This is a genomic window from Aquibium oceanicum, assembly GCF_001889605.1.
GTDB lineage: Bacteria > Pseudomonadota > Alphaproteobacteria > Rhizobiales > Rhizobiaceae > Aquibium > Aquibium oceanicum.
This window is the reverse complement of sequence record NZ_CP018171.1, coordinates 4,175,267-4,200,785: the sequence shown is the minus strand read 5'-3', so window position 1 is coordinate 4,200,785 and position 25,519 is coordinate 4,175,267. Positions and strand designations below refer to the sequence as shown.

The 25,519-nt window shown below is 65.9% G+C and carries 26 protein-coding genes; 22 read left to right on the top strand and 4 right to left on the bottom strand.

Translation table 11 applies throughout. From position 1 onward, the window contains the following. Positions 1-6: 6 nt before the first annotated feature. The 10 genes from BSQ44_RS20540 to BSQ44_RS20495 all read left to right on the top strand — a co-directional run bounded on the left by BSQ44_RS20540 (position 7) and on the right by BSQ44_RS20495 (position 10,341). Positions 7-1,719 (top strand): AMP-binding protein, encoded by a 1,713-nt coding sequence (locus BSQ44_RS20540; protein WP_072606957.1) that lies wholly within the window; start codon positions 7-9, stop codon positions 1,717-1,719. Beyond that, positions 1,716-2,564, top strand: coding sequence for a hypothetical protein (locus tag BSQ44_RS20535; RefSeq protein ID WP_157894650.1), 849 nt, complete (start codon positions 1,716-1,718; stop codon positions 2,562-2,564). The genes BSQ44_RS20540 and BSQ44_RS20535 overlap by 4 nt, the downstream gene beginning before the upstream one ends. Before the next feature lie 12 nt (positions 2,565-2,576). After that, positions 2,577-2,906, top strand: coding sequence for a carboxymuconolactone decarboxylase family protein (locus BSQ44_RS20530; protein ID WP_072606955.1), 330 nt, complete (start codon positions 2,577-2,579; stop codon positions 2,904-2,906). A 49-nt stretch (positions 2,907-2,955) separates the two neighbouring features. Beyond that, positions 2,956-3,828, top strand: coding sequence for an amidohydrolase family protein (locus tag BSQ44_RS20525; RefSeq protein ID WP_157894649.1), 873 nt, complete (start codon positions 2,956-2,958; stop codon positions 3,826-3,828). Further along, entirely contained in the window at positions 3,825-5,639 is a 1,815-nt protein-coding gene (locus BSQ44_RS20520) for a CoA-transferase (protein WP_083534843.1), read from the top strand. The genes BSQ44_RS20525 and BSQ44_RS20520 overlap by 4 nt, the downstream gene beginning before the upstream one ends. Then, a complete protein-coding gene (locus tag BSQ44_RS20515; protein ID WP_072606953.1) occupies positions 5,636-6,415 on the top strand; it encodes a citryl-CoA lyase in 780 nt (259 codons plus the stop codon). The genes BSQ44_RS20520 and BSQ44_RS20515 overlap by 4 nt, the downstream gene beginning before the upstream one ends. A gap of 38 nt (positions 6,416-6,453) precedes the next feature. Beyond that, positions 6,454-7,533: a TRAP transporter substrate-binding protein DctP gene (gene dctP, locus BSQ44_RS20510; protein WP_157894648.1), complete on the top strand. Its 1,080-nt coding sequence runs from the start codon at positions 6,454-6,456 to the stop codon at positions 7,531-7,533. Positions 7,534-7,611: 78 nt separating this feature from the next. Beyond that, positions 7,612-8,115: a TRAP transporter small permease subunit gene (locus BSQ44_RS20505; protein ID WP_157894647.1), complete on the top strand. Its 504-nt coding sequence runs from the start codon at positions 7,612-7,614 to the stop codon at positions 8,113-8,115. Positions 8,116-8,126: 11 nt separating this feature from the next. Next, a complete protein-coding gene (locus BSQ44_RS20500; RefSeq protein WP_072606950.1) occupies positions 8,127-9,452 on the top strand; it encodes a TRAP transporter large permease in 1,326 nt (441 codons plus the stop codon). A 19-nt stretch (positions 9,453-9,471) separates the two neighbouring features. Continuing rightward, the gene (locus tag BSQ44_RS20495; RefSeq protein ID WP_157894646.1) at positions 9,472-10,341 is read left to right on the top strand and encodes a hypothetical protein; all 870 of its coding nucleotides are present in this window, start codon (positions 9,472-9,474) and stop codon (positions 10,339-10,341) included. A gap of 116 nt (positions 10,342-10,457) precedes the next feature. Here BSQ44_RS20495 and BSQ44_RS20490 read toward each other — a convergent pair whose 3' ends face one another. Beyond that, on the bottom strand, positions 10,458-11,756 hold the full coding sequence (locus BSQ44_RS20490) for a flavin-dependent oxidoreductase (protein WP_072606948.1): 1,299 nt from the start codon (positions 11,754-11,756) through the stop codon (positions 10,458-10,460). A gap of 165 nt (positions 11,757-11,921) precedes the next feature. Beyond that, positions 11,922-13,613, bottom strand: coding sequence for a GspE/PulE family protein (locus BSQ44_RS20485; protein WP_072606947.1), 1,692 nt, complete (start codon positions 13,611-13,613; stop codon positions 11,922-11,924). 255 nt (positions 13,614-13,868) lie between these two features. Between BSQ44_RS20485 and gspD the strand changes: the two genes are divergently transcribed. The 6 genes from gspD to BSQ44_RS20455 are packed head-to-tail and all read left to right on the top strand — an operon-like array spanning position 13,869 to position 19,679. Continuing rightward, positions 13,869-16,031, top strand: a complete 2,163-nt coding sequence (gene gspD, locus BSQ44_RS20480; RefSeq protein ID WP_072606946.1) for a type II secretion system secretin GspD — start codon at positions 13,869-13,871, stop codon at positions 16,029-16,031. Beyond that, entirely contained in the window at positions 16,028-16,588 is a 561-nt protein-coding gene (locus tag BSQ44_RS20475) for a prepilin peptidase (RefSeq protein WP_072606945.1), read from the top strand. Before gspD ends, BSQ44_RS20475 begins: the two co-directional genes overlap by 4 nt. After that, positions 16,581-17,510, top strand: a complete 930-nt coding sequence (locus tag BSQ44_RS20470) for a helix-hairpin-helix domain-containing protein (protein WP_114580009.1) — start codon at positions 16,581-16,583, stop codon at positions 17,508-17,510. Before BSQ44_RS20475 ends, BSQ44_RS20470 begins: the two co-directional genes overlap by 8 nt. 38 nt (positions 17,511-17,548) lie before the next feature. Next, a complete protein-coding gene (locus BSQ44_RS20465; protein ID WP_072606943.1) occupies positions 17,549-18,610 on the top strand; it encodes a PilN domain-containing protein in 1,062 nt (353 codons plus the stop codon). Next, a complete protein-coding gene (gene gspM, locus BSQ44_RS20460; RefSeq protein ID WP_072606942.1) occupies positions 18,607-19,212 on the top strand; it encodes a type II secretion system protein GspM in 606 nt (201 codons plus the stop codon). Before BSQ44_RS20465 ends, gspM begins: the two co-directional genes overlap by 4 nt. Next, entirely contained in the window at positions 19,212-19,679 is a 468-nt protein-coding gene (locus tag BSQ44_RS20455) for a hypothetical protein (RefSeq protein ID WP_072606941.1), read from the top strand. The genes gspM and BSQ44_RS20455 overlap by 1 nt, the downstream gene beginning before the upstream one ends. 23 nt (positions 19,680-19,702) lie before the next feature. Here BSQ44_RS20455 and BSQ44_RS20450 read toward each other — a convergent pair whose 3' ends face one another. After that, entirely contained in the window at positions 19,703-20,191 is a 489-nt protein-coding gene (locus tag BSQ44_RS20450; protein WP_072606940.1) for a hypothetical protein, read from the bottom strand. A gap of 307 nt (positions 20,192-20,498) precedes the next feature. Here BSQ44_RS20450 and BSQ44_RS20445 point away from each other — a divergent pair, with 307 nt between their 5' ends. The 5 genes from BSQ44_RS20445 to BSQ44_RS20425 are packed head-to-tail and all read left to right on the top strand — an operon-like array spanning position 20,499 to position 23,640. Next, positions 20,499-21,701: a type II secretion system F family protein gene (locus tag BSQ44_RS20445; RefSeq protein ID WP_072606939.1), complete on the top strand. Its 1,203-nt coding sequence runs from the start codon at positions 20,499-20,501 to the stop codon at positions 21,699-21,701. Positions 21,702-21,715: 14 nt separating this feature from the next. Further along, entirely contained in the window at positions 21,716-22,159 is a 444-nt protein-coding gene (gene gspG / locus BSQ44_RS20440) for a type II secretion system major pseudopilin GspG (RefSeq protein WP_235633278.1), read from the top strand. A gap of 1 nt (position 22,160) precedes the next feature. Next, positions 22,161-22,616 (top strand): pilus assembly FimT family protein, encoded by a 456-nt coding sequence (locus BSQ44_RS20435; RefSeq protein WP_072606938.1) that lies wholly within the window; start codon positions 22,161-22,163, stop codon positions 22,614-22,616. Continuing rightward, entirely contained in the window at positions 22,613-22,990 is a 378-nt protein-coding gene (locus BSQ44_RS20430; RefSeq protein WP_072606937.1) for a hypothetical protein, read from the top strand. The genes BSQ44_RS20435 and BSQ44_RS20430 overlap by 4 nt, the downstream gene beginning before the upstream one ends. Continuing rightward, positions 22,987-23,640: a PulJ/GspJ family protein gene (locus BSQ44_RS20425; RefSeq protein WP_072606936.1), complete on the top strand. Its 654-nt coding sequence runs from the start codon at positions 22,987-22,989 to the stop codon at positions 23,638-23,640. Before BSQ44_RS20430 ends, BSQ44_RS20425 begins: the two co-directional genes overlap by 4 nt. 15 nt (positions 23,641-23,655) lie before the next feature. Here BSQ44_RS20425 and BSQ44_RS20420 read toward each other — a convergent pair whose 3' ends face one another. Beyond that, positions 23,656-24,126 carry a hypothetical protein gene (locus tag BSQ44_RS20420; RefSeq protein ID WP_072606935.1) on the bottom strand — a complete coding sequence of 157 codons (471 nt, stop codon included), beginning with the start codon at positions 24,124-24,126 and terminating at the stop codon, positions 23,656-23,658. A 368-nt stretch (positions 24,127-24,494) separates the two neighbouring features. Here BSQ44_RS20420 and BSQ44_RS20415 point away from each other — a divergent pair, with 368 nt between their 5' ends. After that, positions 24,495-25,472: a class I SAM-dependent DNA methyltransferase gene (locus BSQ44_RS20415; protein WP_072606934.1), complete on the top strand. Its 978-nt coding sequence runs from the start codon at positions 24,495-24,497 to the stop codon at positions 25,470-25,472. The last annotated feature ends 47 nt before the right edge of the window (positions 25,473-25,519 follow it).

The window sequence follows — 25,519 nt, the reverse complement described above, 5'->3', positions numbered from 1 at the left end:
CGACCAATGAGAGATCAATGGTACGTCGATGCCCTCACGACCTGGGCCGATGTGCTCGATCGCCAGGTCGAGCGCCACGGCGAGAAGACGCTGTTCGTCTTCGAAGACCGGACGATGACCTATGCCGAGTTCGGCGCCGCGGTGGACCGCTTCGCCAAGGGGCTGATGGCGCTGGGCGTGCGCAAGGACGACGTGGCTGCGATCTGGATGACCAACAGCATCGACTGGGTCGTCTGCCAGTTCGCCATCTACAAGGTCGGTGCGACGCTCCTGCCGCTCTACAGCTACTACCGCAAGTCGGAACTGGAATACGCGCTCGACCAGGCGCACGTTTCGACGCTGATCATGGCCGACAGGTTCCTCGGCAAGATCGACGCGCTGGCAATCGCGGAGGAGACCATCCCCGAATTGCGAACCGCCGACCGCGGCGCCTTCGCCAGCGCCAAATTTCCTGCGTTGAAGCGGGTGATCCTGTCCGGTGAGGGCGAGGACCTGCCGGGCCGCCACAGCTTCGACGATGTCTCCGCCCGTGGCGACAGCGAGGTCTCGGACTACGAGCTTCTCAAGCGGCAGAACTCCGTCTCGCCCTTCGACGTGATGAACATCATGTACACCTCGGGAACCACCGGCTTTCCCAAGGGCGGCATGTCGATGCACGTCACGAACCTCACCACCATCGGCCAGTGGTCGCAGATGGCTGAACTCGGCCCCGACGACGTCATCCTCTGCCACGTGCCGCTGTTCACCAATTTCGGCGGCCTCTATGGCGCAGCACTCGGTATCCGCAACGGCGCCAAGGTGGTGATCACCGAGCAGTTCGACGCGGCGCAGTCGTTGCGGCTGATCGAGGAGCAGAAGGTCACCTACATCCCCGGCACGCCGAGCATGTTCCGCATGATGCTCGACCACCCGGACGTCACGCAGCGCGACCTCTCCTCCGTGCGTGGCGGCCACGTCGCCGGCGCACCGCTGACCGATACCACCATGCGCGAGATCCTCGAGGTCCTCGGCGCCGAAAACATCATGCAAGCCTGGGGCCTGAGCGAGTGCGGGGGCCTCTCGACAGTCTCCACCCGCCACCATCCGCGCGACAAGCGCCTGAAATCCGTGGGGAAGCCGCTGAAGAGTGCCGTGGTGCGGGTGGTGAACTCCGACACGTTCGAGGACATGCCCGCGGGCGCGCAGGGCGAGATCATCCTGGGCGATCTCTATCCCGGCTCCTGCGTCGGTCGCGGCTACTACGGGATGCCCGACAAGACGGCGGCGGCCATCACCGAGGACGGCTGGTTCCGCACCGGCGACGTCGGCTTCTTCGACAAGGAGGGGTTCCTCTACATCACCGGCCGGGTGGACGACATGTTCACCGTCGGCGGCTTCAACATCTATCCCGCCGAGATCGAGAACAAGCTCGAGCAGCTGCCGGGCGTGAAGGAGGCCTTCATCGTCCCGGTGGCCGACCGGCGCCTCGGCAACGTTCCGGCGGCCTGGATCGCCCGCGCGGAGGGCACCAGGATCGATCCGGGCGAGATCGTGGAGTTCTGCCGGCGGACCATGACCTCGCAGAAGGCGCCGCGCCGGGTGTTCTTCTACAAGCCTGGCGACCTGCCGATGACGCCGGCCGGAAAACTGAAGAAGAAGGACCTGACCGCCCGCACCGCCGCCCTCGTGGAGGCCGACGCCGGCGCCGGGCTCGTCCTGCAACCGGAGACGCAGCAATGACGGACTGGCCCCAGCACGTAATGGTCGAGGGTCCGCGCGGCAGGATCGTCGCGATGGATTCGGTCGGCCACGTGGACGAACGCAATGACGTCAGCGACGTCCTGATCTGTGGCTCGCACGGCGCCCCATGCGCCACCCAGCTGATGGTCTGGTGCCGACCGCGCGGCGTCTTCGTGCACGACGCCGGCGTCGGCCTAGGGGAAGGCGGCATGAGCGGCCTCAAACTTCTCGATGCCTACCTTATTCCCGGCGCCACGGTGGACGGCAACTCCGCCCGCATTTCCGATGGCAGAGACATGTACGAGAACGGCACGGTCTCGCGCGCCAACCAGGCCGCCATGTTGATGGGGATTTCCGAAGGCATGCCGGTGCGCGAGGCTGCGCAGATGCTGCTCGACCGCAACCCCGCCTTCCGGGCGCCTGCTCGACGGCAGATCAGGGTGCACGCGGACGAATTGGGAAGCGTCTATGCTCTCGATACCGTGAAGTACGCGGATTCCCGCATAGCCGGCGGGGTCCTGTGCATGGGCTCCCACGCCGCCCGCGCCATGGCCGATTATGTCGAGGACATGGACTACCGGCTGGCCGGCGTCATCACCAACGATGCTGGACCGTCGAAGGACCAGTCCGGGATCGCCGGACTGGCGCGACTAGACGGGATCGGCATGCCCGCGGCGGCGGTCGGCTGCGCCACGGCGCGCGTCGGCGACGCCCGCAGCACCTATTTCCAGGGCCGAATCTCGGCTCTCAACGAAACGGCGGCCTCGATCGGCATCGAAAAGGACCAGCCGGCGACGGAGGCCGCGCGGCTGATGCTTCGGCACGCGTCGGGCAAGAACGGTTAGGGAGGTTTTCGAATGTACGAACGCAAGCACAACTGGCGCGAGGTCATCAAGACGATCGACCCCGAACTCGAAACGCGAATCAGCGGCTACACCGGCTATGCGCTCGGGACGGAGTCGGAAATCCCGCGCAAGTACAAGGAGTTGATCCTGATGGCCTGCTCGGCGGCCATTCGCTACGGCTCCTCCACCCGTACGCATGGCAGCGAGGCGATGTACCACGGCGCCACCGACAAGGAGGTCGTGGAGGCGCTCGCGCTCGCATCGCTCACCGCCGGCTTCACCGCCTTCATCGACGGCATCGAAGCGCTCGGGGACCAGCTCACCGTGGACGAGAAGAAGTGACCGGCGTCGTGCCGAACCGAACGAAGACAGGACGCCGAGACCGCATCGCATGACCCAGCCAATGGCCATCGACTACTGGACCAACATCTTCACGCCCGACGGGCTGCGCAAGATGTACACGGAGAACGAGGAACTCGCCCCCGTCGTCAAGTGGTGGAGCATGGACGAACGCATCAAGGGTTACGAACCCGACGCATTCGTCCGGCTGCTCGACGAGTGCCGGATCGAGAAGGTCTACGTTCCGAGCTTCAAGATGCAGAGCTACAAGCGTCGCGCGCCGATCCTGTCGGTCGAGGCGGACGACGTCCGCGCGTTGATGGCGGCCTGCCCGGGTCGAGTCGGGGGGCTCTTCGGCATCGACATTTCGCTCGGGATGGGGGCCGTGCGGCAACTCGAGATCGCCGTGCGCGAATGGGGCTTCGAAGGCGCCCACATCCACTGCAACGGGTGGGGCATCCCGCTGAACCATCGCGAGCTTTATCCGATCTACGCCAAGTGCGTGGAACTCGACATTCCCGTCATCGTACAGAGCGGCCACTCGGCCGAGAAAATGCCCTCGGAGATGACTCGGCCGATCCACCTCGACGATGTAGCGCTCTACTTCGAGGACCTGCGCATCGTCGCCTCGCACACCGGCTGGCCCTGGGTGGAGGAACTGATCGCGATGGCCTGGAAGCACCCCAATCTTTACATAGGCTGCGGCGCACACGCGCCCAAATACTGGGATCCGAAGCTCGTCCGCTTCCTCGACAGCCGGGGCAAGGGAAAGGTCCTGTGGGGTACCGATTTCCCCGTCGTGCGTCACAAGGACAGCATGGAGCAGGTCGCCGCGATCGACCTGAAGCCGGAAAGCCGCGCGCTGCTGATGCGCGGCGCGGCGGAGAAGGTCTTCAAGTCCCTCAAGCCGGGGGCCGCGAAATGAGCGCCCGCCCCATGGATCGCGAGGCGCTGAGGGCGATGTTCGCCGAGCCGGCGGACGGCCATTTCGGCCGCTCCAAGGTCATGCCGCTCGACGACGCCATCCGAGCGCATGTCGAGCCCGGCATGATGCTGCATTTCGCCTATTCGGAAGGCCGGCCGATGGCGGCCAGCAACGCGTTGGTCCGCGTCTTCGCGGGGCGCGATCCCGGCTTTACGATCGTCAGCGCCGGCCTCGTCGCCAACCAGGCCTCGCTGGTCACGGAGCGGATCGCCAAGCGCCTGATCGTGTCCTTCGTCGGCGAGAACTATCCCACGCCGGGTCCGAACCGCCTGTTCCAGAAGGCGATCGACAGCGGCGACGTCGAGGTCGAGAACCACTCACTGCTGGTCCTGTCGCAACGGCTCGCCGCCGGCGCCTATGGCTTTCCCTTCGCCCCCACCCGCTCGTGGGGCGGAAGCTCTCTGGCCGAAAACGACTGCTATGCCGAGATCGACGATCCTTTCGGCACGGGCCAGAAGATCGGCGTCGTCAAGCCACTCATCCCCGACGTCACCTTCGTCCACGGGCTGGCAGCCGATACCGATGGCAACATCATCCTGTCGCCGCCTTTCGGCGAGGGCGACATCTCCGCATTCGCGGCAAGCAAGGGCGTGGTGGCGACCGTGGAGCGGATCGTGTCGACGGATGTCGTGCGGCGCCACGCGCACCTGGTGAAGATCCCTGCCTACCGCGTGCTCAGCGTCTCCGAGGCGCCGTTCGGCTGTCACCCCTTTGCGATCTACTCGCCCGCTGGGCTGGGCGTGCCGGCCTATGTCGAGGATTTCCAGGCGTTCGCCGAAATCCGCGCGGCCTCAAAGAAACCCGAGCTCTTCGACCAGTGGGTGAGGGAGTGGATACTCGGCGTCGACAGCCACGAGGACTACGTCGCCAAGCTCGGCGTAGACCGTCTCGACGCTCTGCGGGGCAGGGCGTCAGCAGATGCCTGGATGGACGACGTCTCGCCCGCGACCCTGAAGCGCCTGACCGAAATCGAGGGCCATGACAGCCGCGAACTGATGGTCGTGGAGGCGGCGCGCGCTGTCGAGGCGAAGGTTCGCGACGAAGGACGCACGATCGTGGAGGCGGGCGTCGGGCTCGCCAATCTCGCCGCCTGGCTAGCGGTCACCAAGCTCCAGCACGAAGACGGCATACCGGCCGAACTCGTGGCCGAGATCGGTCTCTACGGGTATATGCCGAAGGCCGGCGAGCCCTTCATCTTCTCGAACCGAAACCTGCCCACGTGCAAGAGCATGACCGGTGTGGAGGCCGTGCTCGGGCTCTATATCGCCGGCCGCCACAACAACTGCATCGCCATCATCGGCGCCGGGCAGATCGACAATGCCGGCAACATCAACTCGACCCAGACGGGCGACGGGCGCTTCCTCCTCGGTTCGGGCGGCGCCAACGACATCACCTCCGGCGCGGCCGACACGATCGCGGTCACGCAGCAGTCGCGCCACCGGCTGGTCGACAAGCTCCCTTATGTCACCAGTCCCGGAAAGAACGTCTCCACGCTCGTCACCGACCTCGGCGTTTACGAGAAGGAAGCGGGTCGCTTCGCGCTCACCCGCTACATCCCCGTCGCTGGCCAGACGAAGGACGAGACGATCGAACACATCCGTTCGGAATGCGGCTGGGATCTGGTGGTCAGCGACCGCCTGACGGCGGCCGAGCCGCCGCGGAGGGAGGACCTTCTGAAGCTTCGTCTCTTCGACATCCGCAACGATTTTCTCGACTACAGCGCCGAGCGCGCGGAAGGAGCCACCCGATGAGCCCCAGGCCGCAGCCCCGCATCGAAACCAGCATGGGCACTCTGACGGTCGACACGATCACCGTCCGGGGTCGAAACCTGGTCGACGACCTGATGGGCAATATCGACGCCGCGTCGCTGTTCTTCCTCGAAGTCACCGGTCGTCTCCCGGAAGAGGCCGAGAACAAGCTGCTCAACGCCATGATCGTCGCCATCGCCGAGCACGGCATGATGCCCAGCGTCATCGCCGCCCGGCTGACGATCTTCGGCGCGCCGGAATCCTTTCAGGGCGCGGTCGCGAGCGGGCTTCTGGGCGCCGGGGACGTCTTCGTCGGGCCGACCAGCAACGTCGCCCGTATCCTTCAGGTCGAAGCCGCGGAGTTCGAAGGCAGCCCCGCCGAAAAGGCCGAAAAGATCGTCGACAAGTACCAGCAACAGGGCAGGCGTATCCCGGGGCTGGGGCATCCGCACCATCCCGTCGACCCGCGTTCGGAGAAGCTGCTCGCCATGCAGCGCGAACTCGGCGCGCCGCGCGCTCATACCGACCTGATGCTCGCCATCCACAAGGCCGCTTGCGACCGGCGCGGCAAGCACCTGACCTTCAACGCGGTCGCCGCGGTGGGGGCCATCGCGTCCGACATCGGCATCGACTGGCGCGCGGTGCGCGGCATCGGGCTGGTCGCCCGCACCATCGGCCTGATCGGCCATGTCTTCGAGGAACTGAACCGACCGTCCGCACAGGCGATCTGGAACCTCGTCGAGGAGAATTCGGACTATTCCGATCCACAGGGCGCGTGATGCTACGCAGCGCCGTCAACGAAGAAAGGGAGGATATGATGACCAAAATGAAGATGTTGTTCGCCGGCCTGCTTGCCGGAACCGCGGCGACGATGACGTTTGCCGCTCCAGCTCTGGCGGCGGAATACGATCTCCAGTTCGCGAGCTACATCGGCAAGGGTGCGGCGCAGAGCCGTGCACAGGAATGGTGGGCGCAGGAGGTCGAAAAGCGCACAGACGGCCGTGTCCACGTCGAGTTCTTCTACCAAGGCTCCCTGCTGCCGGCGACCGACATCCTGCAGGGGGTCGCCGACGGCCGCGCCAGCCTCGGCTACGTCGCCAACGCCTACCACCCCGCCGAACTGCCGCTCTCGAGCGTCGTCGGCGTGCCGTTCATGACGTCGAACGCCGAAGCCCAGATGCTGACGTTCACCGAACTCTACGAGCGCAACGAGGCATTCCGCGACGAGTGGGAGAGCAAGGGCGTCCACGTGATGTTCTTCAATCCGCTGTCGGAGAACATCGTCGGCATGCGCGAGAACGATACCACGCTGGAAGGCATGAAGGGCAAGTCGATCCGCGGCCTCGGCTACGTCAACCAGGTTCTCCAGGCGATCGGCGCCAACCCGGTGGCGATCGCCGCGCCCGAGATCTACGAGGCGCTGCTGCGCGGCACGCTGGACGGCTATTCCGGCTTCGCCTTCGAGGTCGTTCCGGCCCTGAAACTGCACGAGGTGGCGCCGTACACGTTCGCCACCGGGACCGGCAACTACGTCTTCGCGGCGACGCCAATCACCAAGTCGCTCTGGGACGGGATGCCGGACGACCTGAAATCGATCATCAACGAAGTGAACGCGGAATACACCTCCAAGGTGATCGAGATCCTGACGCAGACCGAGGACGAGGTGTGCCGGACGATCAAGGAGTCGGGCGGGTCCGTCTCCGTGCTCTCGCCGGAAGAAACCGAAACCATTCGTGAGGCGGTCGGCGACAGCATCGAGAAGAAGTGGATCGAGGAGGCGTCCGCGCGCGGCGCGCCCGCGGCCGAATTCCTCGAAGACTACAAGGCCACGCTGGCCAAGCACGAAGCCGAGGCGACCTACGTCTCGGGCGTGAAACGCTGCGCCGACGCGAACTAGATGTAGCAAAGCAGGAACGGGAGGCGGGGCCGCCGCGGCCCCGTTTCTCACTGGATGCCGATGAGGAAACCGATCGAAATGATCTCCGCCGCGTTCGCCGTGCTGGCGTCCGCCTGCGTCATGTCCATGATGGTGCTGACGTGCCTGGATTCGGGGATGCGCTGGTTCACCGGACGCTCGGTCGCGGGCGTGCAGGAGATTGTCGAGCAGCTGATGGTGGCGATCGTGTTCCTGGGGATGGCCTATGCGCTGCGGCGGGGGGAGCATGTCTCGGTGAAGATCTTCACCTCCGCCCTTCCCGTCCGCGCGGCGGCGGTCCTGCGCCTGATCGGTATCGCCATCATGATCGGCATCGTCGCCTGGATGACCTGGCGCACGGGCCAGACTGCGTGGCGTTCCTTCCTCACCGGCGAGGTCCGTTTCGGGCTGCTGCAGGTCCCGGTCTGGCCCGCGCGGTTCGCGATCCCGCTCGGTCTGGCGGCACTGATCCTGCAGGCTCTGCCCAGTGCCGCCGACCAGTTCCGGCAGGTACGCACCGGCGAGGACGGTCCCGCCGTGCCGGCTGAAAACCAGGCTTTCTGAGCGGGCAGACCATGGATGTATCCCTCATAGTCCTGCTGGTCTTCGTCGCGCTGATCGTGCTCCTCCTCATCGAGGTGCCGGTGGCGTTTTCGCTGGCGGCCAGCGGTGCCTTCGGTCTCATCCTGCTGCGCGGGACCTCGGTGGCCGGCGCGACGCTCGGAAGCGTTCCCTTCCAATCCTCGTCCTCCTTCACCCTGATCGTCGTGCCGATGTTCATCCTGATGGGCATTTTCGCCATGCACGGAAACATCGCCGACGATCTGTTCCGTCTCACCAACCGCCTGATGCGCGGGGTTCGCGGCGGTGTGGCGGTGGCGACCGTGGTCACCTGCGCCGGCTTCGCGGCCGTCTGCGGATCGAGCGTCGCGACCGCAGCTACTGTCGGCCGCCTGACCATCGGCGAGATGATCCGTTACGGCTTCAACCCCGCCTTCGCCGCCGCCATCGTCGCGTCCGCCGGTACGCTGGGCGTGCTGATTCCGCCGAGCATCGCGCTAGTGCTCTTCGGCGTGATCACCAACGAGTCCATCGGCCGGCTGCTGATCGCCGGCATCGTGCCGGGCATCCTCTCGGCGATCGTGATGGGCGTCGGCATCCTCGTCTGCGCGCGCCTCGGCATCGGCTTCGACCGCAAGACGGCCGTTCCCGTCGAAGAGACCGACACCGGGCATGGCAGTCGGCACGGCGGCGTGTTCAAGCTCCTGCTGCTCTTCGTGATCATCGTGGGAGGCATCTACTCGGGCCTCATCACGGCTACGGAAGCCGCGGCGATCGGCGCCTTCGCGGCGTTCCTCATCATGCTCGTCTCGGCGATGTGGAGCGGCACCGGCGTGGTGTCGCGATTGTTCGCCTCGCTGCGGGACAGCGCCTCGATCACGAGTATGGTCTTCGCCATCATCGTCGGGGCCAGCATCTTTTCGTACTTCATCGTCTCGGCCGGCGTACCGAACGCCTTCGCCGAGTGGATCCTCGGCATCGACCTGCCGCCGCGGCTTCTCGTGCTGCTGCTGCTCCTGTCGCTCATTCCGCTCGGGATGTTCCTGGACGGCGTGTCGATCCTCCTCATCACCGTGCCGCTCTACTATCCGGTGGTGGTGACGGGGCTCGGCTATGACGGGCTGTGGTACGCGGTGCTGACGGTCAAGATGATCGAACTGGGGTTGATCACGCCGCCGGTAGGGGTGAACGTCTTCATCGTTGCGAACATGGCGAAGGGCGCGGAACTGGAGAAGGTCTTTCGCAGCATCACCACCTTCATCGTGCTCGACCTGATCATCTTCGCGATTCTTTTCGCCTTTCCCGTGCTGGTCACCTGGCTCCCGGCCAGCGTGCGCTGACAACTCCAAGGACCACTCCATGACAGAAGTACCCGAAGTACCCTCCACGCAGGAGATCGTGGAACAGACGCCGGATGGGCGCATCATCGTCATGGATTCCATCACCTTCGCCGATGCGCGCAACAATTCTGGCGACGTCCTGATCGGCGCTTCGTTCTGCGGGATGCTTTCGATCCGCTGGCCGCTGCGCGTGAATCCGAAAGGCGTCATCTGCCACGCGGCGGGACCCGGCAAGGACGCGGCCGGCGTGAACGGGCTTTATGCGCTGGAGGCGCTGGAGATACCCGGTGCGGCGGCCGCCACGATGTCCTGCCGCATCGCGGACGGACGGGACATGTACGACAATGGTGTCGTCGGCTATCTGAACGACAGCGCGGCAAAGCTCGGCATCGAGAAAGGCATGACGATCCGCGAAGCGGCGCGCCGCATGCTGGAGCGCAGGCGCGACATCGGCGACGTTCATCGGCCCGTCGAAGTGGCCTGGCAGGGCGACATCGGCCGCGTCATGGCCATGGGATCGGTGACGTTCATTACCACCGCCAACGCGGGTGACGTGGTGTGCGCCGGCTCGCATTTCGGCCGGACCTCGGCGGCGTACTCCTCGCGCTTCGATCTCGCCGGCGTGATGTGCAGCGATGCCGGTGGCTGCAAGGAGGGCTCCGGCATCTCCGGCCTCGCGGTTCTCGATGCGAAGGACATACCCGGAGCGGCAGTCTCCACCGACAGCGCCATGATCGGCGACGGGATGAGCACCTACCGGGACGGCATCCTTTCAGCCGTCAATTCAAAGGCGAGCTCAATCGGCATTGAAGTCGGGATGATGGCAAAGGATGCGGCGATACTAATGCTCAGATACCGCAATGGCCGGACAGGGGACGTAACCGGATAATCAGCGACCGGGGGGCGTGTCTCCCACATTTGGTGAGAGCAGCATTTCCTGTTCGCACATGGGTGCAAGCGCTCGCTGCCACATCCGGCAGACCAAGAGTCGTCCCCAAATCCGCCCTATGCGTCGACCTTTGCCTCGACGCGCGCGCCGGGAGGAATGGTCGGGGGGGCGGCGTTGAGTTTTTCGATCGCGAAGCCGGCGGCGGATTTGTAGCCGGCCATGAAGGCGGCGCGTTCCTCGGCCGGGATGACGTCGTCGATACTCTCGAATTTGCCGCCGCAGCGCTCGTCCACCATGTTGAGGAGGCCGAAGGGGCCTGCGCCGCGGTTGCGCAGCACGATCTGCGAGACCGGGCCGCAATGGCGCTCGTCATAGGCGCGCAGTGCCTGCGGCGTGAGACCGTGCTCCACGAAGGAAGCGCCCAGGAGCCGCGCATCCATGATGGCCTGGCTCGCGCCGTTGGAGCCGGTTGGATACATCGGATGGGCGGCGTCGCCGATCAGGATGACGCGGCCGTCCTGCCATGTGGGGATCGGGTCGCGGTCGATCATCGGGTTCTCGTATGCCATCTCGGCGCCGCGCAGCAGCGCCGGCACGTCCAGCCAGTCGTAGGTCCAGCCCTCGAAATGGTGGACGAAATCGTCGATCTCGACGGGCTTGAACCAGCCGGTCTCTTTCCATCCGTCGGAATTGTCGACCGTCACCTCGGCGATCCAGTTGATGGTGGCGAGGCCGGTCCGCGCGTCGGGCGGGGAGATCGGGTAGAAGACCAGCCGGTGGCGGTGGGTGCCGAGGCCGACGAAGGAAGCGCCGGAGCGGATGGGTACGCCTGGGCTGGTGCCGCGCCACATCACCGCGCCGCCCCAGCGTATCGGGGGCTGGCCGGGATGCATCTGTGCCCGCACCGCCGAATGCAGGCCGTCGGCGCCGACAACCAGAGCGCACTTCTGCTCTTCGACGCCACCGCCGGACGTCTCGATCAGGGCCGTCACCGTCCCGTCGGGCTCGTTGCGGTAGCCGGTCACGCGGCTCCCGAGCCGCACCGCGCCGGGCCCGAGGCGCTCGATCACCTTGTCGTAGAGCATCATCTGAAGAAGGCCGCGATGCACGGCGTATTGCGGCCAGCCGTAGCCTGCGAGCAGCCCGCGCGGTTCGGAATAGATGTCGTTGCCGTTCAGGCCGACGAGTGCCCATTCGCGCGCCGGCAGGCCGATCCGGTCGAGGTCGCCCTCGCCGATGCCGAGATCCTGGAATTCGCGCACAGCATTCGGCTGGAGGTTGATGCCGACGCCGAGCGGGCGAAGTTCGCGGACGGATTCGAACACGACGCACGGCACGCCGATCTGGTGCAGCGTCAGCGCCATGGCGAGACCGCCGATGCCGCCGCCGGCGATCAGGACAGGTAGTTCGGACATACTTCTTTTCTTCCTCCCGGGAGCAGGGGTTCTTATCAGACCGGGCCGAATTCTCAATGCCGGCGGAAGGAGTGGAGATCACGCGCTTGGAGCGCGCGGCGATCTGCGAGAGGACGGGAGGGGTTTCGCCCGGCGACGCTCAGGACTCGCCGGGGGAAAAAGTCGTCAGCGGAAGCCGGTCACGCGGATGACTTCGGCGGGCGAGGTCAGACCGGTCTGCGCCTTGGCGGCGGCGTCCTGTGACATGGTGGTCATGCCGGCGGCGATTGCCGCGGCCTCGATTTCCAGGTTGTCGGCGCCATTGGAGGCGAGACGGCTGATCTCATCGGAGAGCGTCAGCACCTCGAAGACGGCGATGCGCCCCCTGTAGCCGGCGCCGGCGCAGCGCGAGCAGCCGACCGCATTGTGGACGCGGTCGCCGGGCTTGAAGCCGACGGCCGCGTAGCGGGGTTCGGCGACGATCTCCTCTTCCGACATGATTGCTTCCTGCTTGCAGTGGTCGCAGAGCTTGCGCACCAGTCGCTGGGAAAGCACGCCACGCATGGCGCCGACGAGGAGATAGGTTTCGACGCCGAGATCGCGCAGTCGCGTGAAGGCGGCGGTCGCGGTGTTGGCGTGCACGGTCGTCAGCACGAGGTGGCCGGTCAAAGCCGCCTGCACGGCGACCCGCGCGGTGTCGCGGTCGCGGATTTCGCCGACAAGGATGACGTCGGGATCCTGGCGCACGAAGGAGCGGATCGCGGCTTCGAAGGTGACGCCGATGGCGGGCTGGATCTGTGCCTGGACAACGCCGGGGATCTGGTACTCGACCGGGTCCTCGATGGTGACGATCTTGCGGCCGGGATCGTTGAGCTTCGACAGGGCCGCGGCGAGCGTGGTCGTCTTGCCGCTGCCGGTAGGACCGGCGACCGCGATCATGCCGTGCGTGTGATCGAGCAGCCGTTCGAGCGCGCGGCGGTCGCGGGTGCCGAGGCCGACGCTGCCGAGATCGAGCAGTGCGCTCTCGCGCTGCAGGATGCGGAGCGCGACCGTCTCGCCGTGAATCGAGGCTAGCGTCGCCACGCGGAACTCGATGTCGCGTTCGCCCACCCTGATGCGCATGCCTCCGTCCTGCGGCTTGCGCCGCTCGGCAATGTCCATCCCGGCGAGCACTTTTATGCGGGACACCATCGCCTCCGCCATCTCCGGGGGAGGCGAGGGCATGATGCGCAGGACGCCGTCGATGCGGAAGCGCAGGATCAGTCGGCCGCGCATCGGCTCGAGGTGGATGTCGGTGGCGCGCAGGTCGAGGGCGCGCCTGAACATGTCGTCTACCGCCACGACCACGGGCGCGCCGCTCGCCAGGTCGCGAAGGCCGGCAATCGCGTCGTCGGAGGGCGTCACGTCGGTCGAGGCGGACGCGCCGCTCTCGCTGCCGGTGAGCCGGAGCAGGCCGGATTCGAGGTCGGGCGCCGACATCACCCACAGTTCGGCGGGTTCTCCGAACGCTGCCAGCAACGCGTCGATCGGTTCGCTGTCGCCCGGGAAGAAGACCCCGATCCGCAGGCGTCCGTCGGAAGTTCTGTGCGGAAGAAGCCAGTTGTCGATCAGGAACCTGTGCGAAAGATGCTGGGCAATCGGCTCGATCTGTGCGAGTTCCTCGCGTTCTGCCAGGGGGAGCTCGTAATATGTCGCAAGAAAAGCCGCGAGCGCGTCCGGATCGACGAGCTGGCCTTCCACGAGCCTGTAGATGTCAGCGGTGCCCGGCTCGACGAGTTCGCCGAACAGATTATGCAACTCTGCGCGGCCGATCATTCCCGTTCCGGCCAGTGCTTCCAGCAGGCCTTCGCCCCCGGTCACAGGATGGTGAATGTTCATGTGCAGCTTGGTCCAGCCGCCGACCGTATGATGACTTTGAACATGTCTTTACTTCCGGTTGCGGTGGCGGTTTAGCAACTCTGTTCAGCTTAAGGCCAAGTGACGAAGAGAAAACAGGCCTTGCCAGTTGTCAAGGCGGAGCCGGGTGGGTACGGTTCGTCCCAGCGCCGTCGCTTGAATGTTGGGGGTAGGTCGGTGAGTTTTTCCAGGTCCGGACGGCGGAATCCGGCCACAGCGCGTTTCCTGGGCTGGGGGTTGGCTGTCCTCCTTGCGTTCTCCACATCCGGGTGCACGACCGGTCCGTTTCTTCAGGATGCCGCCGACGACGTCTCTGGCCGTCCCGATCCCCTGAGCACCGTCACGCACGCAAATCTCGGAGCGAGGGCCCCGAAAGGCGGAGGTTTCCTTTCGGGCTTCAGGCGGGCCAGGAACGACAACCGCCAGGGAGCCATCTACTACGGCACCGACGGGAGGCTGACCAGCTCCGAACGCAGGTCGGTCGAGCGGCTCGGCGATGAAGAGTTCAATATCAGTCTCGAGAACGCCGACATCGCGGTGGCCGCGCGCACGGTTCTCGGAGACATGCTCGGGATCACCTATTCGCTCGACGAGCGGGTGACCGGGAACGTATCCATCGTGACGTCGCGCCCGCTGCCGGCCCGCGAGATCCTAACCGCCTTCGAATCCGCCTTGCGCAGCAATGGTGTGGCGATGGTGCGGGAGGGAGACAGGCTGCGGCTGCTGCCGGCATCCGACGCCATCGGCATCGCGGAACTCGACCCGGGCGTGACTGTGCAGCCCGGATACGGCGTCACCGCCTATCCCCTGCGCCATGTCTCGGCGAGCACGATATTGCCGCTGCTCGAGAACTTCGTTTCCCGCCAGGGCATGGTGCGGGTCGACCCCAACGGCAATGCGCTCCTGTTCCAGGGAACCGCGGCCGAACGGCGCGCCGGCATCGACGCCGCCATGTCGTTCGACCAGGACTGGCTGGCGAACGAATCTGTCGGCATCTTTCCGATCCAGAACGGAACGGCGAAGAGCATGCTCCCCGAACTCACCAAGGTGCTCGACCTCGGTGAGGGCGGGCGCGGCAGCAACACCATCCGTATCCAGCCGATCGAGCGGAACAACTCGCTTCTGGTCGTTGCTCGATCACGGAAGATGCTGCAGCGCGCGGCAGCGTGGATCGAGAGGCTCGACAAGCTCGAAGCCTCGGCTTCGTACCTCCAGGTCTATCGCGTCCAGCATCTCGAAGCGACGCGGCTGGCTTCGATGGTCAACCAGATCTTCAACGGCGCCTCCGCCGTAACGGAGGATCCTGCGGCGCAGTTTCCGCCGGATTCGCAGACTGTCGATCGCTCGGGCAGAAGCGGTTCCGGCGATCCGGCCGCTCCGGCGACACCTTCCGACCGGATGGCCGACGCGCTTCCGCTGGAGAACGATACGTCGACGGGCATCGAATCGGGCGGCGGCGACCAGGGCGGCGGCTACTCCGGCGGGATACGCGTCACGGCCAATCCCGAGAACAACTCGCTGCTGATCCTGGCGAGGCCGGACCAGCAGCGCCTCATCGAGGAGGCGATCCTGGCACTGGACCGCCCGGCGGCGCAGGTGGCGATCGAGGCCACGATCGCCGAGGTCACCCTGAGCAACGACCTGAGATACGGCGTCCAGTTCTTCCTGCAGGGCAACGACGGGTCTGTCGGGCTGTTCAAGGACGTCGCCGACGCGGCGATCTCGAGGGTTCTTCCGGGCTTCAACCTTTTGCTTGGGCCGGAGTCCGATCCTCGTGTGGTCATCGACGCCCTAAGGGGAGTGACAGAGGTCAAGGTCCTTTCGTCGCCCAACGTGGTCGTTCTCGACAACAAGCCGGCGGTTCTCCAGGTCGGCGACGAGATTCCAATCGTGACGCGCACCGCGCAGTCGGTGACCGACCCCGAGGCGCCGATCGTCAACAACGTTGAGTTCCGCGAAACGGGCGTGATCCTCAAGGTCCTGCCGCGCATCACGGCGAACGGCACGATCAACCTGTCGATCGAGCAGGAGATATCGTCGGTCGCGCGGGGTTCGTCGCAATCTTTGACGCCGACGATTTCGCAGCGCAAGATTCAGTCGTCCGTCTCGGTGACCAGCGGCCAGACCGTGCTTCTTGGCGGACTCATATCGGAACAGCAGCAGCGCGGGCGCGACGGCGTTCCGGTCCTCGGGGACCTGCCGGTCATCGGCGAGGCGTTCCGTTCCAACCAGAACAACGCGACCCGCACCGAACTGATCATCCTCATCCGCCCGCAGGTCATCAAGGACAGCCTCGACGCGCAGATGGTAGCGGAGCAGATGCGTTCGCAGTTGCGGATCATGCAGGAGCCGAGCCGCAACGTTCCGCTCCCCCGTCCGGTCAAGACCGTAATCGAATGACCCCGAGTGCCGCGCGCCGCCGCGGCGCGCTGATCGGTGCCGGGTTGCTCGCGATCGCCGTCCTGCCGCGGCTGGCCGCGCAATCCTGGTGGGTCCTGATCGCCGGGCTCGTCCTCTGCCTTGTCGCCGCCGCGATTGCGGTCGAAGATCTGACAAGGATGATCATTCCGGATCGATACACGATCATGATCGCTGTCGTCGCACTCCTGCTCCGCCTTGAAGCCACCGCCGACCCATGGGCGGTCGGCGGCAGCTTTGCGGAAGGCCTGGCGGTTGGAATGGCGATGGCGGCGATATCGTTCGCATATGTCCAGCTTCGCGGCCGCTCCGGCATCGGGTTCGGCGACGTCAAGCTTCTCGGGGCCTCGGCGATGCTGGTGGGCGTGTGGGGTACCGGCCTGCAACTCCTGCTTGCCTCGACGGCAGCCGTGCTCTTCGTGATCATCCGGTCATGGCGGAAACGCCGGCCGTTGCGCGCGGTGTCTCGGGTTCCCTTCGGCACTTTCTTGGCACCCTCCGCCGTGCTCGTCTGGGCGTGGTTTCCCGTCCATGGATAGGCAGCTGCGCACGGAGGAACGGCACAGGGCTTGGTTGCCACGCTCGCGTTCTGCGTCGCGGCGGGGCGCGATCCTCGTCGGCGTGCTGTGGGTGATGGTCTTCGTCGCGTTCCTCGCGGTGGTGCTGCGGCTTCACATGAGCAGCGTCGTCATCAACGTGCGCGTCACCGAAGACAAGGCGGCCGCGCGCATGCTGGCTGATGCGGGGCTTGCCCTGGCGGCCGGGCTGGTCCGGGCAGGGGCGTCGGACGAAAACACGACCATGCCCGACACGCTCACAGGATCCCTGGAGACGCGTTCGGGGTCGGTGTCCCTGATCCTCAAGAACGAAGCCATGCGGGTGGACCTGAACACCGCGCAGAAGCCGCTCATCACCGGCGTGTTGCGGGCGGCGGGCGCGAGCAACGGACTTTCGGACAAGCTCTCGGACGAGATACTGGAGCGCCGCCCGGACGACACGGACCCGAAAGAAGGCGAGAACCCGAGCCCAACCGCGCCGCGACAGCCGAAGGAAGCGCATCCGTTCCGCTCGGTGCATGAAATCGCTCTCGTGCGCGACATGCCCGAAGATGTGGCGGTGGGCATGGACCGCTTCGTGACCGTTTCCTCGGGGCTGGAAGGAATGCGCATCGAGAATGCCGACCCCGCACTGCTGGAAAAGATACCCGGCCTGCCGCGATCGGTCGTGCAGGCGATCGCGCGGTATCGCGAAGGTCGCATCGACGGGACCGAACTCCGGCAATTCCTCTCCGACATCGAGTACAACACCGCGGACCTGGCGCCGAGCTGGCGGGTGGATCTCTCGGTCGAGCTGCCTTCGGGGCATCGCGAAGCATACGAGGCGACGATCATGGTGGCGACGGAGGACGAGTTACCCTACCGGGTCCTCGACTGGCGCCGGCTGGCGGATGACGCTAAATGAAGCAGCCATCTTGATGACCGGGAGGCACCGAGGCTGACATGCAGATGACGTTGGGTGGCGTTGTCAGGGCGTTCGACGACTGGCTGGATGGTCCCGCCTCGCTGATCAGCGATTCAATGGGATCGGGGATGCGCGGCAAACGTACGCGCGTCGAGATCGCACCCGACGGCAAGACCCTGACGGTGCACGGAGCCACCGCGCGCAGCGCGGCCGTTGCCGTGCAGCTCGGCGAAGCCGGCGGTGCCGACACCCTCGCCAACGCCGTCAAGGGCCGCAACGTCGTGCTTGGCGTTCCGGAACAATGGCTGATCCGGCGCAGGATCGAACTGCCGCTCGAAGCCGCGGATCACATGGACGGGATCGTCGCCTCGCGGATGAGTTCGCTGTCTCCGCTGCCGCCGGCCGAAGCCTATTCAGGACACCGGATCGCCGAAATCGATCGCGTGGCGAAGCGGCTGGTCGCCTCGATCGCCATCGTTGGGCGGTCGCGTCTGGCACCGGTGCTGGAACAGATCGAACGCGCACAGCCGCGGGGCATCACCGTCGAAGCGCCCGCGGCGGGATCGGGAGGCGCCATCCAGCTCACTGGGCGCGCCGGCGTCGGGAACGCGCGGCGCGTGGTCAGGCGGTCGCTGGCCGCGATCCTCGTCCTGGCGGCGGTCGTGGCGGGTGGTTCCTTGCTGTGGCGCAACCTGACCGCCGGTGAGAACGCCGAGCGCCGGGCAAATCTGGAGGCGCGCATGGAGAAAGCCCGCGACGCCATCGTCAAGGCCAGCAATCCCGAAGAAGTCGCCACTGCGCCGGAACAGGCCGCTCTCGACATCAAGAACCAGGCAGTGAGCGTCGTCGGCGCGCTCGACGACCTGGCGGCGGCGCTGCCGATCCATGCCTATGCGACGGAGATCACCTTCGTCGACGGGACCGTGCGCCTGTCCGGCAAGACCAGCAACGTGCCCGACGTGCTCACCGCTTTGGAATCGTCCGGGCGGTTCGTGCAGAGCCGGCTCGTCGGCCCCGCGACCCGCTCGGAGGATGGGACGACGTCGGATTTCGTGCTCGAGACGCTACCACTCATCCGCACCGGCGGGGGGCTGGATTGAGCGCCGCTCGCAGATCCTGGTTCGACGGGCGACTGTCCTCGCTGTTCGTCGTCATCGCTCTCGTGGCGGGGGCGGGCATCCTCGCGGGCGATGCCTGGATGTCGTGGCAGGCCGAACAGGAGGCGCTCGCGGTTCTAGAACGGCGGCTCGCCCAGATGGAGGAGCGTGCCGCGTCGATGGCCGGTACCGGCGATGCGGCGGACGGGAACAGCCTGGACGGCATCCAGCTTCTCATGGGCGGGCGAACGCAGGGGCTCGCCTCGGCGCAGTTCCAGCGCGAGGTGTCCGACCTCGCCGCCGGCACGGGCGCGGTAGTGCGAGCCGTCGACGCGCCTCAGGTCGAGGCGGTCGGGGACGTCACGGACGAGACCGGCAAGCCGCTGGTGCGGGTGCGCCTCAATGCAGACGTGGAGGTGATGGAACAGTCGCTGCCGGAATTCCTGCACGCGATCGAGGTTTCGCTTCCGGTGATTGTCATCGACTCCATCGTGCTGCGTCCGCAGCGCAGCATCGGCGACGTCAGCAGCGGGGCGTCAACGGGCGATCGCCCGCTGTCCCTGCGCATGACGCTGTCGGCCTTCCGAATCGGGGAGGAAAGCTGATGGACCGTTTCCAGTCCCGGTTGCTCCTCTGGGGTATCCTCGGCGCGGCCGCGCTCGGCGGATCGGCGGTAGCGCAGTTGCCGACGCCGCTCGCGGTGAGCGAACGCACGCCGGCGGACTATCTCTCTCTTCGCGAGCTTCCGCTGTTCGCCCCGGACCGGCGCGCGCCAAAGAAATTCGAGCCCGTGGAGATTCCGGCGCCGGTCGTGGTGGAACCGCCCGCCGAGATCGAAATCGCCGCCGAACCCGAAGTCGAGTTCACGCCGCCGGAATGGGAACTGGTCGGGGTCGTGCGATCCACCCGGCTCGTCATCGCGACGTTCCGGGCGGAGGGAGCGGAGGGCGCATTCAGCCTGCGCCAGGGCGAGAGCAGGGACGGCTGGACGCTCGCCGACGTCAGGGGATCGGAAGTCGTTCTCGACGGCGAGGGCGGCCAGGCGCTGATCCGCTTCCGATCGCTCCAGTAGCCCGACCGGCTCCGCGCCCGAAATCAGTTAGGCTTGGCGAGCGAATCCATTTGAACCATCACGCCGGGCAGGGCGCGCAGGCGTTCCATGCCCTTTGCGTTCACCTCCAGCACGATGGCCGGCGTGACCTCGAACGTGGAGGCCACTTTGTGGGGCAGTCCGTCGAGCGCGTCGAGGATGCGGCGGATCTCGGATCCACGATCCTTCGAAGGATCGAACTGGACGATCACGCGCTCCATGGGGCTCGCCTGTATCTGATGCCGAAGCTTGAAGCCGGGTCCCTGCTTGCCCGGTGCGCGCACGAACGGCGAAGGGCCGGAGTGGCCCCGGCTGAAATCGAACGCGGCAGCTTCCATCGTAGACGCCGGAACGACCGCGAGGAAGACACCCAATGCCATGAAGGGCGCCGCGAGCCGCACGGCGAGTGGGGACCGCCCGAGGGAGCGGGAAGCTCCGTTCGCAGATGCCGATGCCGGCTTGTGCGGGTCGTGACCGAAGTGCAGATGCGCCATTTGCTCGCTCCTTCTGTGTTTCGTGCAGTGCCATCAAGGGCCCTGACGTTGCGAGCATCCTTTCATGGGGCGGCTGAACCCACAATGAACGCAAAGACATGACCGGCGGCCTGGGCTAGCACGGCGGGTGTCCCGATGTGGGTCTTTGGCCTCCGTTGCGGAAGATAGCGGCTTGGTATACTAATCCAGCCGCCGGCTTTGGAGAACTCGTCGCGCCAGACGAGCCGCGAGCAGGGTGGGAAATAGCGCGACCGAGGATCGATCGATCGGCGCGAGTCGGAGCAGGGTAAAGTACAGCCGGTTCGCCATGACCGCTTTCGCCTACAAGGCTCTCAATGCGCAGGGCAGTCTGGAGCAGGGCCGTATCGAGGCCGGCGACGCAGACGATGCCGCGCGCCTCCTCGACCGGCGCGGGCTGATCCCCGTCAGCGTCCAGGAGCAGCGTGTCGGCGCGACCGCGTCGTCATCGTCAGGCGGGAAGATACCCACTCAGCAGGTGACGCGTTTCCTGTCGGACCTGTCGATCATGCTCAACGCCGGGATCCGGATCGACGAAGCGCTCGCCATCATGGGCAAGGAATTCGACAATGGCCGTCTGAAACCGGTCGTCGCCGGGCTCCACACCGCCCTTTCGGGCGGGCGCTCGTTCTCACAGGCGCTGGAAGACTGGCCGCAACTCTTTCCGCCCTTCCAGATCGCGATGATCAAGGTCGCCGAATCGACCGGCATGCTGCCGAGCCTGCTCGCGCGGACGGCCGACGAACGCCAGCGCTTCGAAGCGCTCGCCGCGCGCGTTTCGGAGGCGTTGCGCTATCCGGCGGTGCTGATGCTGGGCACGATCGCGGTGCTGGTCTTCTTCATGATCGGCGTCCTGCCGCAATTCGAGCCGATGCTTGCCCAGACGCGGGAACCGGATGCGCTCCTAAACACCATGCTCGTTGTGTCCCGCTTCCTGCGCGAGCAGGGCGAGTGGCTGCTCGCGCTCCTGGCGGCCGTGCTCCTCGGACTGTTCATCGCGGCTCGGCGCGGTACGCTGCGGACGGTTCTTTGGAGCATCGGCGGGAAGCTTCCGATCCTGTCCGACATCGCCCACAGCTACCGGACCGCGCGCTTCACCCGCATGCTCGGCATGATGAGCGAGACCGGCGTTGCCGCCCCGACCGCCATCAAGCTGATCAGCGAGACGGTGGATCACGGGGAGGTCGCGCGGGAGAGGGCGCAGAGAGCCTCGGACGCAGTACGCCAGGGCCAGCGGCTCAGCCAGGCGATCGAGATCCTCGACCTGCCGCCGCTCGCCATGCGTATGCTGCGCATCGGGGAACAGAGCGGCGAGATGGCGTCTCTCGCCTACAAGGTCGCCGACTTCTACGAGGCGCGACTGGAGCGCTCACTGGCGCGCACGGTCGGGTTCGTGGGACCTGCGGCCGTGGCCACGATAAGTGTCTTGATCGGCGGCATGATAGTATCGATCATGTCGACGCTAATGTCTTTCAACGATCTGGTTCGTTAGCGGAGCTTGAACCCATGTTTGAACGATTGATGAGGAATCACCCGTTCCGGACCCGCCCTTCGCGCCGGCGCAGGCGGCAGGCGGGTTTCACGCTCATCGAGATGCTGGTCGTCTTGGCCATCATCGGGCTCATTTCGGCACTGGTCGGGCCGCGCGTTCTGGCGCAGCTCTCCGATTCGCGCGAACGCGCGGCCAAGCTGCAGATCGAGGCGTTCTCCAGCGCGCTCGACATCTTCTTCATCGACGTCGGCCGGTATCCCAGCCAGTCGGAAGGTCTGAGCGCCCTGGTCAAGCAGCCATCCAGCCTGCAGACGTGGAACGGGCCGTACATACGCGGCGACAACCTTCCGACTGATCCCTGGGGCCGGGACTACATCTACTCCAGCGACGGCCATACCTTCCGCATCGCGACGGCGGGTCCGGACGGAAACGGAGCCAGCGCGCTCCCGCCGCGATAGGATGCGCGCCCGCCGCAAAGCGTCCAGACGCGGCATCGTGCTGCTCGACATCGTGCTGGCGATCGCCGTCATGTCGCTTGCCGCGCTGGTCCTGATGCCGCGACCGCGGGCGGGCGTATCGGCCGCCGATCTGGAGGCGGAGGCCGTAAAGGTGGCCGCGTCGTTCCGGGAAGGCCGTTCGCTGGCCGTCCGGCAGCAGGGCGCGGTGGACATCGAGGTGGACGCGCAGCGCGGACGCATCAGCGTCGCCGGAGGCGAGCCGCTCACCATCCGCAACGGCATCGGCCTGCGATGGGTCACCTCGAACCTTTGCCCCCTCATCGCGGGGCAGCGGGCGTTGCGCTACCTCTCAGACGGCCGCTCGTGTGGCGGTGTGCTGACGCTTACAGGTGGCGGACGATCCATGGAACTGCGCGTCGACTGGCTGACCGGACGCGTGGAGATGGCCTCCATATGACGCTCCGTCCGAAGCGCGGCTTCATGCTGATCGAGGTGCTGGCCGCCTTCGTCATAGCGCTGCTGATGATGGGACCGGTTACAGCGATCATCGGGGGCGTCGCCGGATCGTTCGGGGGGTTGGAACGCTCGGCAGAACGGCGCCAGGAGCAGCAGGACGCCGCCACAGTGGCTATGGGGCTGGAACCGCTGCGCGAAGGGGAACGCACGGTCGGCGACTTCCTGGTTCGCGTCGAACCGTACGACTGGGGCCGCGAAGACGATCTTGATGTCGCGGGATGGCGACTGTACCTGGTTTCGGTTCTCACCGCGAACAGCGGCTTGGGCCTGGGTTCCGAGCCACTGTTCGAGACGGTGCGGATCGGGCGGCCATGAGGAGGCGCCTGCGCCGCTCGCGCAGCGGGTTCTCGCTGCTGGAGGCCATCGTGGCGCTGCTGCTGGCAAGCATCCTGTTCGGCGGCATTTCCCTCTACACGGGAAGCTGGCTGCAGCGCTGGCAGGATCTCATCGCGTCGGGAAGCCGTACGGACATGGCCGCCATCATCCTCGATCGGCTGGTCGAGGATCTCGAAGCCGCGCAACCCTTCGCCAAGGACGACAAGAGTACCGCGGTGCTCTTCGAAGGCGGAGCGAACACGATCACCTTCCTGCGTCCGGCGCTGGGCTTCAACGCGCGGGCAGGCATCGACCGCGTCACCTATCTGCGCACAAACGTCGGCGGAGATCAGGCGATCGTGCGGTCGCGGCGCGACCATGGCGACCAGCGCTCCGGCGGCGAGGACCTGCCGCTGATCCGCGGCCCGATCAAGCTTGCCTTCACCTATACCGCCGCGAACGGCGAGACCTATGGGGAATGGCACAACCGCTCGACCCTGCCGGGACTCATCAATGTCGAGATTTCGGGTACGGAGCCGCGACCGTGGAAGGAATTCGCCGTCGCACGCCTCAGGGTCGACATGCCGGCCAATTGCGGAACGACTGAAGCGTTCCAGGCGTGCATGGAACGCTTCGCAGAACCGCGCTGACCCTTTGAGACGCGGCTACTTGGTGGCTGCCTGATAGGGTACCGCCGGAGATGCCGCGTAGCGGCCCAACAGGCTCGACATCGTCTCGAATGCCATGTCGCCCGTGAACACGCCCTGACCGGAGGATGCAGCGGTCGCCTCGCTGACCCATCTGTCCCTCACGACCGGACCTTCTGCGACAGGCGCTTCCGCCTCTACCGGCAATCCGCTGAGTCCATCCTCCGGTTCGAAGGGTAATCCGCTGATCTCATCCTTCGGCTCCACGGGCAGGCCGCTGAGTTCGTCGCTTTCCTCGAAGGGCAGACCGCTCAACTGATCCTCGGGTTCGACCGGCAGACCGCCGACATCCTCGGGACCAAGTCCGGCAGTGGGGACGGACCAGGTCGCGGTGACGGTCGGCGAGGTACCTTCGGACCCGCCGTCGTCGTTCGCCGCCTGATTCGACTGCGCACCCATGGCGTCGGAGAAAGCGTTCGGGTCCGCCATTTCTCTCCTGGCTTGAGACGTCGCGCTGCCCACGGGCCTCGGCTGTGAAATCACCGTCGTCAAGGTCATCAGTGCCTCCTTCGCGAGAATTCGTCGTGAAAGAGTATATCGAGGGGCTTCGGAATTCAATCTTGGGCAAAGTGTCGGCGCAAGCTTCGCGCAAGCTTCAAAACGTTCTAATATGTAAGAAGTGATCAAATATCATAAACTATAATATAAGAACACCCACAATAATTACTTCAAGATGACTGACGTTCGATCCTTCGTCGGAGAAGCCCGCTCGAAGCAGTGGAATGCCGCTTGCAAGTTCTCCCGGACTGGGCAATAAGCCGCCGCCCGGAATATCCGGGTTCCCGGACCGATCTTTCATGACATCGATGCAGCTTTCCTCGGGCGACCTCGTCGCGGACCGGCGTGCGGACTACGCCGAGATGCTTTTCGCAAGCGGCGAACAAGCGGCGGCAGCCGATCTACTGGCTGAGACGCTGCAGCTGGTACCCGGCTGGGCCGCGGGTTGGTACCGCCTCGGCGAGATGCGGGAGACGGCTGGTGACTTGGCCGGTGCGGCCGATGCCTGGACCGAGGCCCTGCGCCAGGACCCGAACGACCGGCTCGGCGCCAGCATGAAACTCGGTCTTATCGGCGCCGCGCATCAGATCGACGCGCCGCCGAGCGCCTTCGTGGCAGCGCTGTTCGATCAGTATGCCGAGCGCTTCGACCAGTCGCTGGTCGAGAAGCTGGCATACCGTGTGCCCGAATTGATCGCACAGGCGCTCGTGCAGGCCGGTGCCGGCAGCTTTGCGCACGTGGTCGATCTTGGCTGCGGCACCGGACTTATGGGCGAGCGCCTGCGTCATGTCGCGAGCTTCATCGAGGGCTACGACCTCTCCGCGCAGATGCTGAAGAGGGCGCAGGCCAAGGGCGTCTACGACAGGCTGACCCTTCAGGATCTCCAGACGTTCGCGCCGGGGGAACTGCGCGCCGACCTAGTGGTGGCTGCGGACGTGTTCCTCTATGTCGGCGCACTGGAGCGCCTGCTTGCCGCGACGGCGGTGGTCTGCACCCAAGGGGGCTTTCTCGCTTTCTCCGTCGAACACCACGCCGGGCCCGAGCCCCTCGTGTTGCGTGCGTCCCGACGCTACGCGCATTCGGAACGCTATCTGCGCGATCTCCTGGCCGCGAGCGGATACCAGGTCGTCTCTATAGAACCAGCGGCGATCCGCATGGATCGCGGCGAGCCGATCGAGGGGCTGATCGTGATCGCGCGGCGCGGGCAGGATGTCCGGGAAGGCGCGGTGGAGACCACGACCGTGCCGCTTCCCGTCGTACTCGAAGCGCTCAACTGAGTCTGGTCGGCGGCCCGCAGATCGGCGGCAGTCGCTCGGGACGCGAC

Coding starts and splice junctions, on each gene's coding strand:
- BSQ44_RS20540 (WP_072606957.1), top strand. CDS start 7: ATGAGAGATCAATGGTACGTCGATGCCCTCACGACCTGGGCCGATGTG.
- BSQ44_RS20535 (WP_157894650.1), top strand. CDS start 1,716: ATGACGGACTGGCCCCAGCACGTAATGGTCGAGGGTCCGCGCGGCAGG.
- BSQ44_RS20530 (WP_072606955.1), top strand. CDS start 2,577: ATGTACGAACGCAAGCACAACTGGCGCGAGGTCATCAAGACGATCGAC.
- BSQ44_RS20525 (WP_157894649.1), top strand. CDS start 2,956: ATGACCCAGCCAATGGCCATCGACTACTGGACCAACATCTTCACGCCC.
- BSQ44_RS20520 (WP_083534843.1), top strand. CDS start 3,825: ATGAGCGCCCGCCCCATGGATCGCGAGGCGCTGAGGGCGATGTTCGCC.
- BSQ44_RS20515 (WP_072606953.1), top strand. CDS start 5,636: ATGAGCCCCAGGCCGCAGCCCCGCATCGAAACCAGCATGGGCACTCTG.
- dctP (WP_157894648.1), top strand. CDS start 6,454: ATGACCAAAATGAAGATGTTGTTCGCCGGCCTGCTTGCCGGAACCGCG.
- BSQ44_RS20505 (WP_157894647.1), top strand. CDS start 7,612: ATGATCTCCGCCGCGTTCGCCGTGCTGGCGTCCGCCTGCGTCATGTCC.
- BSQ44_RS20500 (WP_072606950.1), top strand. CDS start 8,127: ATGGATGTATCCCTCATAGTCCTGCTGGTCTTCGTCGCGCTGATCGTG.
- BSQ44_RS20495 (WP_157894646.1), top strand. CDS start 9,472: ATGACAGAAGTACCCGAAGTACCCTCCACGCAGGAGATCGTGGAACAG.
- BSQ44_RS20490 (WP_072606948.1), bottom strand. CDS start 11,756: ATGTCCGAACTACCTGTCCTGATCGCCGGCGGCGGCATCGGCGGTCTC.
- BSQ44_RS20485 (WP_072606947.1), bottom strand. CDS start 13,613: ATGAACATTCACCATCCTGTGACCGGGGGCGAAGGCCTGCTGGAAGCA.
- BSQ44_RS20475 (WP_072606945.1), top strand. CDS start 16,028: ATGACCCCGAGTGCCGCGCGCCGCCGCGGCGCGCTGATCGGTGCCGGG.
- BSQ44_RS20470 (WP_114580009.1), top strand. CDS start 16,581: ATGGATAGGCAGCTGCGCACGGAGGAACGGCACAGGGCTTGGTTGCCA.
- BSQ44_RS20465 (WP_072606943.1), top strand. CDS start 17,549: ATGCAGATGACGTTGGGTGGCGTTGTCAGGGCGTTCGACGACTGGCTG.
- BSQ44_RS20455 (WP_072606941.1), top strand. CDS start 19,212: ATGGACCGTTTCCAGTCCCGGTTGCTCCTCTGGGGTATCCTCGGCGCG.
- BSQ44_RS20450 (WP_072606940.1), bottom strand. CDS start 20,191: ATGGCGCATCTGCACTTCGGTCACGACCCGCACAAGCCGGCATCGGCA.
- BSQ44_RS20445 (WP_072606939.1), top strand. CDS start 20,499: ATGACCGCTTTCGCCTACAAGGCTCTCAATGCGCAGGGCAGTCTGGAG.
- gspG (WP_235633278.1), top strand. CDS start 21,716: ATGTTTGAACGATTGATGAGGAATCACCCGTTCCGGACCCGCCCTTCG.
- BSQ44_RS20435 (WP_072606938.1), top strand. CDS start 22,161: ATGCGCGCCCGCCGCAAAGCGTCCAGACGCGGCATCGTGCTGCTCGAC.
- BSQ44_RS20430 (WP_072606937.1), top strand. CDS start 22,613: ATGACGCTCCGTCCGAAGCGCGGCTTCATGCTGATCGAGGTGCTGGCC.
- BSQ44_RS20425 (WP_072606936.1), top strand. CDS start 22,987: ATGAGGAGGCGCCTGCGCCGCTCGCGCAGCGGGTTCTCGCTGCTGGAG.
- BSQ44_RS20420 (WP_072606935.1), bottom strand. CDS start 24,126: ATGGCGGACCCGAACGCTTTCTCCGACGCCATGGGTGCGCAGTCGAAT.
- BSQ44_RS20415 (WP_072606934.1), top strand. CDS start 24,495: ATGACATCGATGCAGCTTTCCTCGGGCGACCTCGTCGCGGACCGGCGT.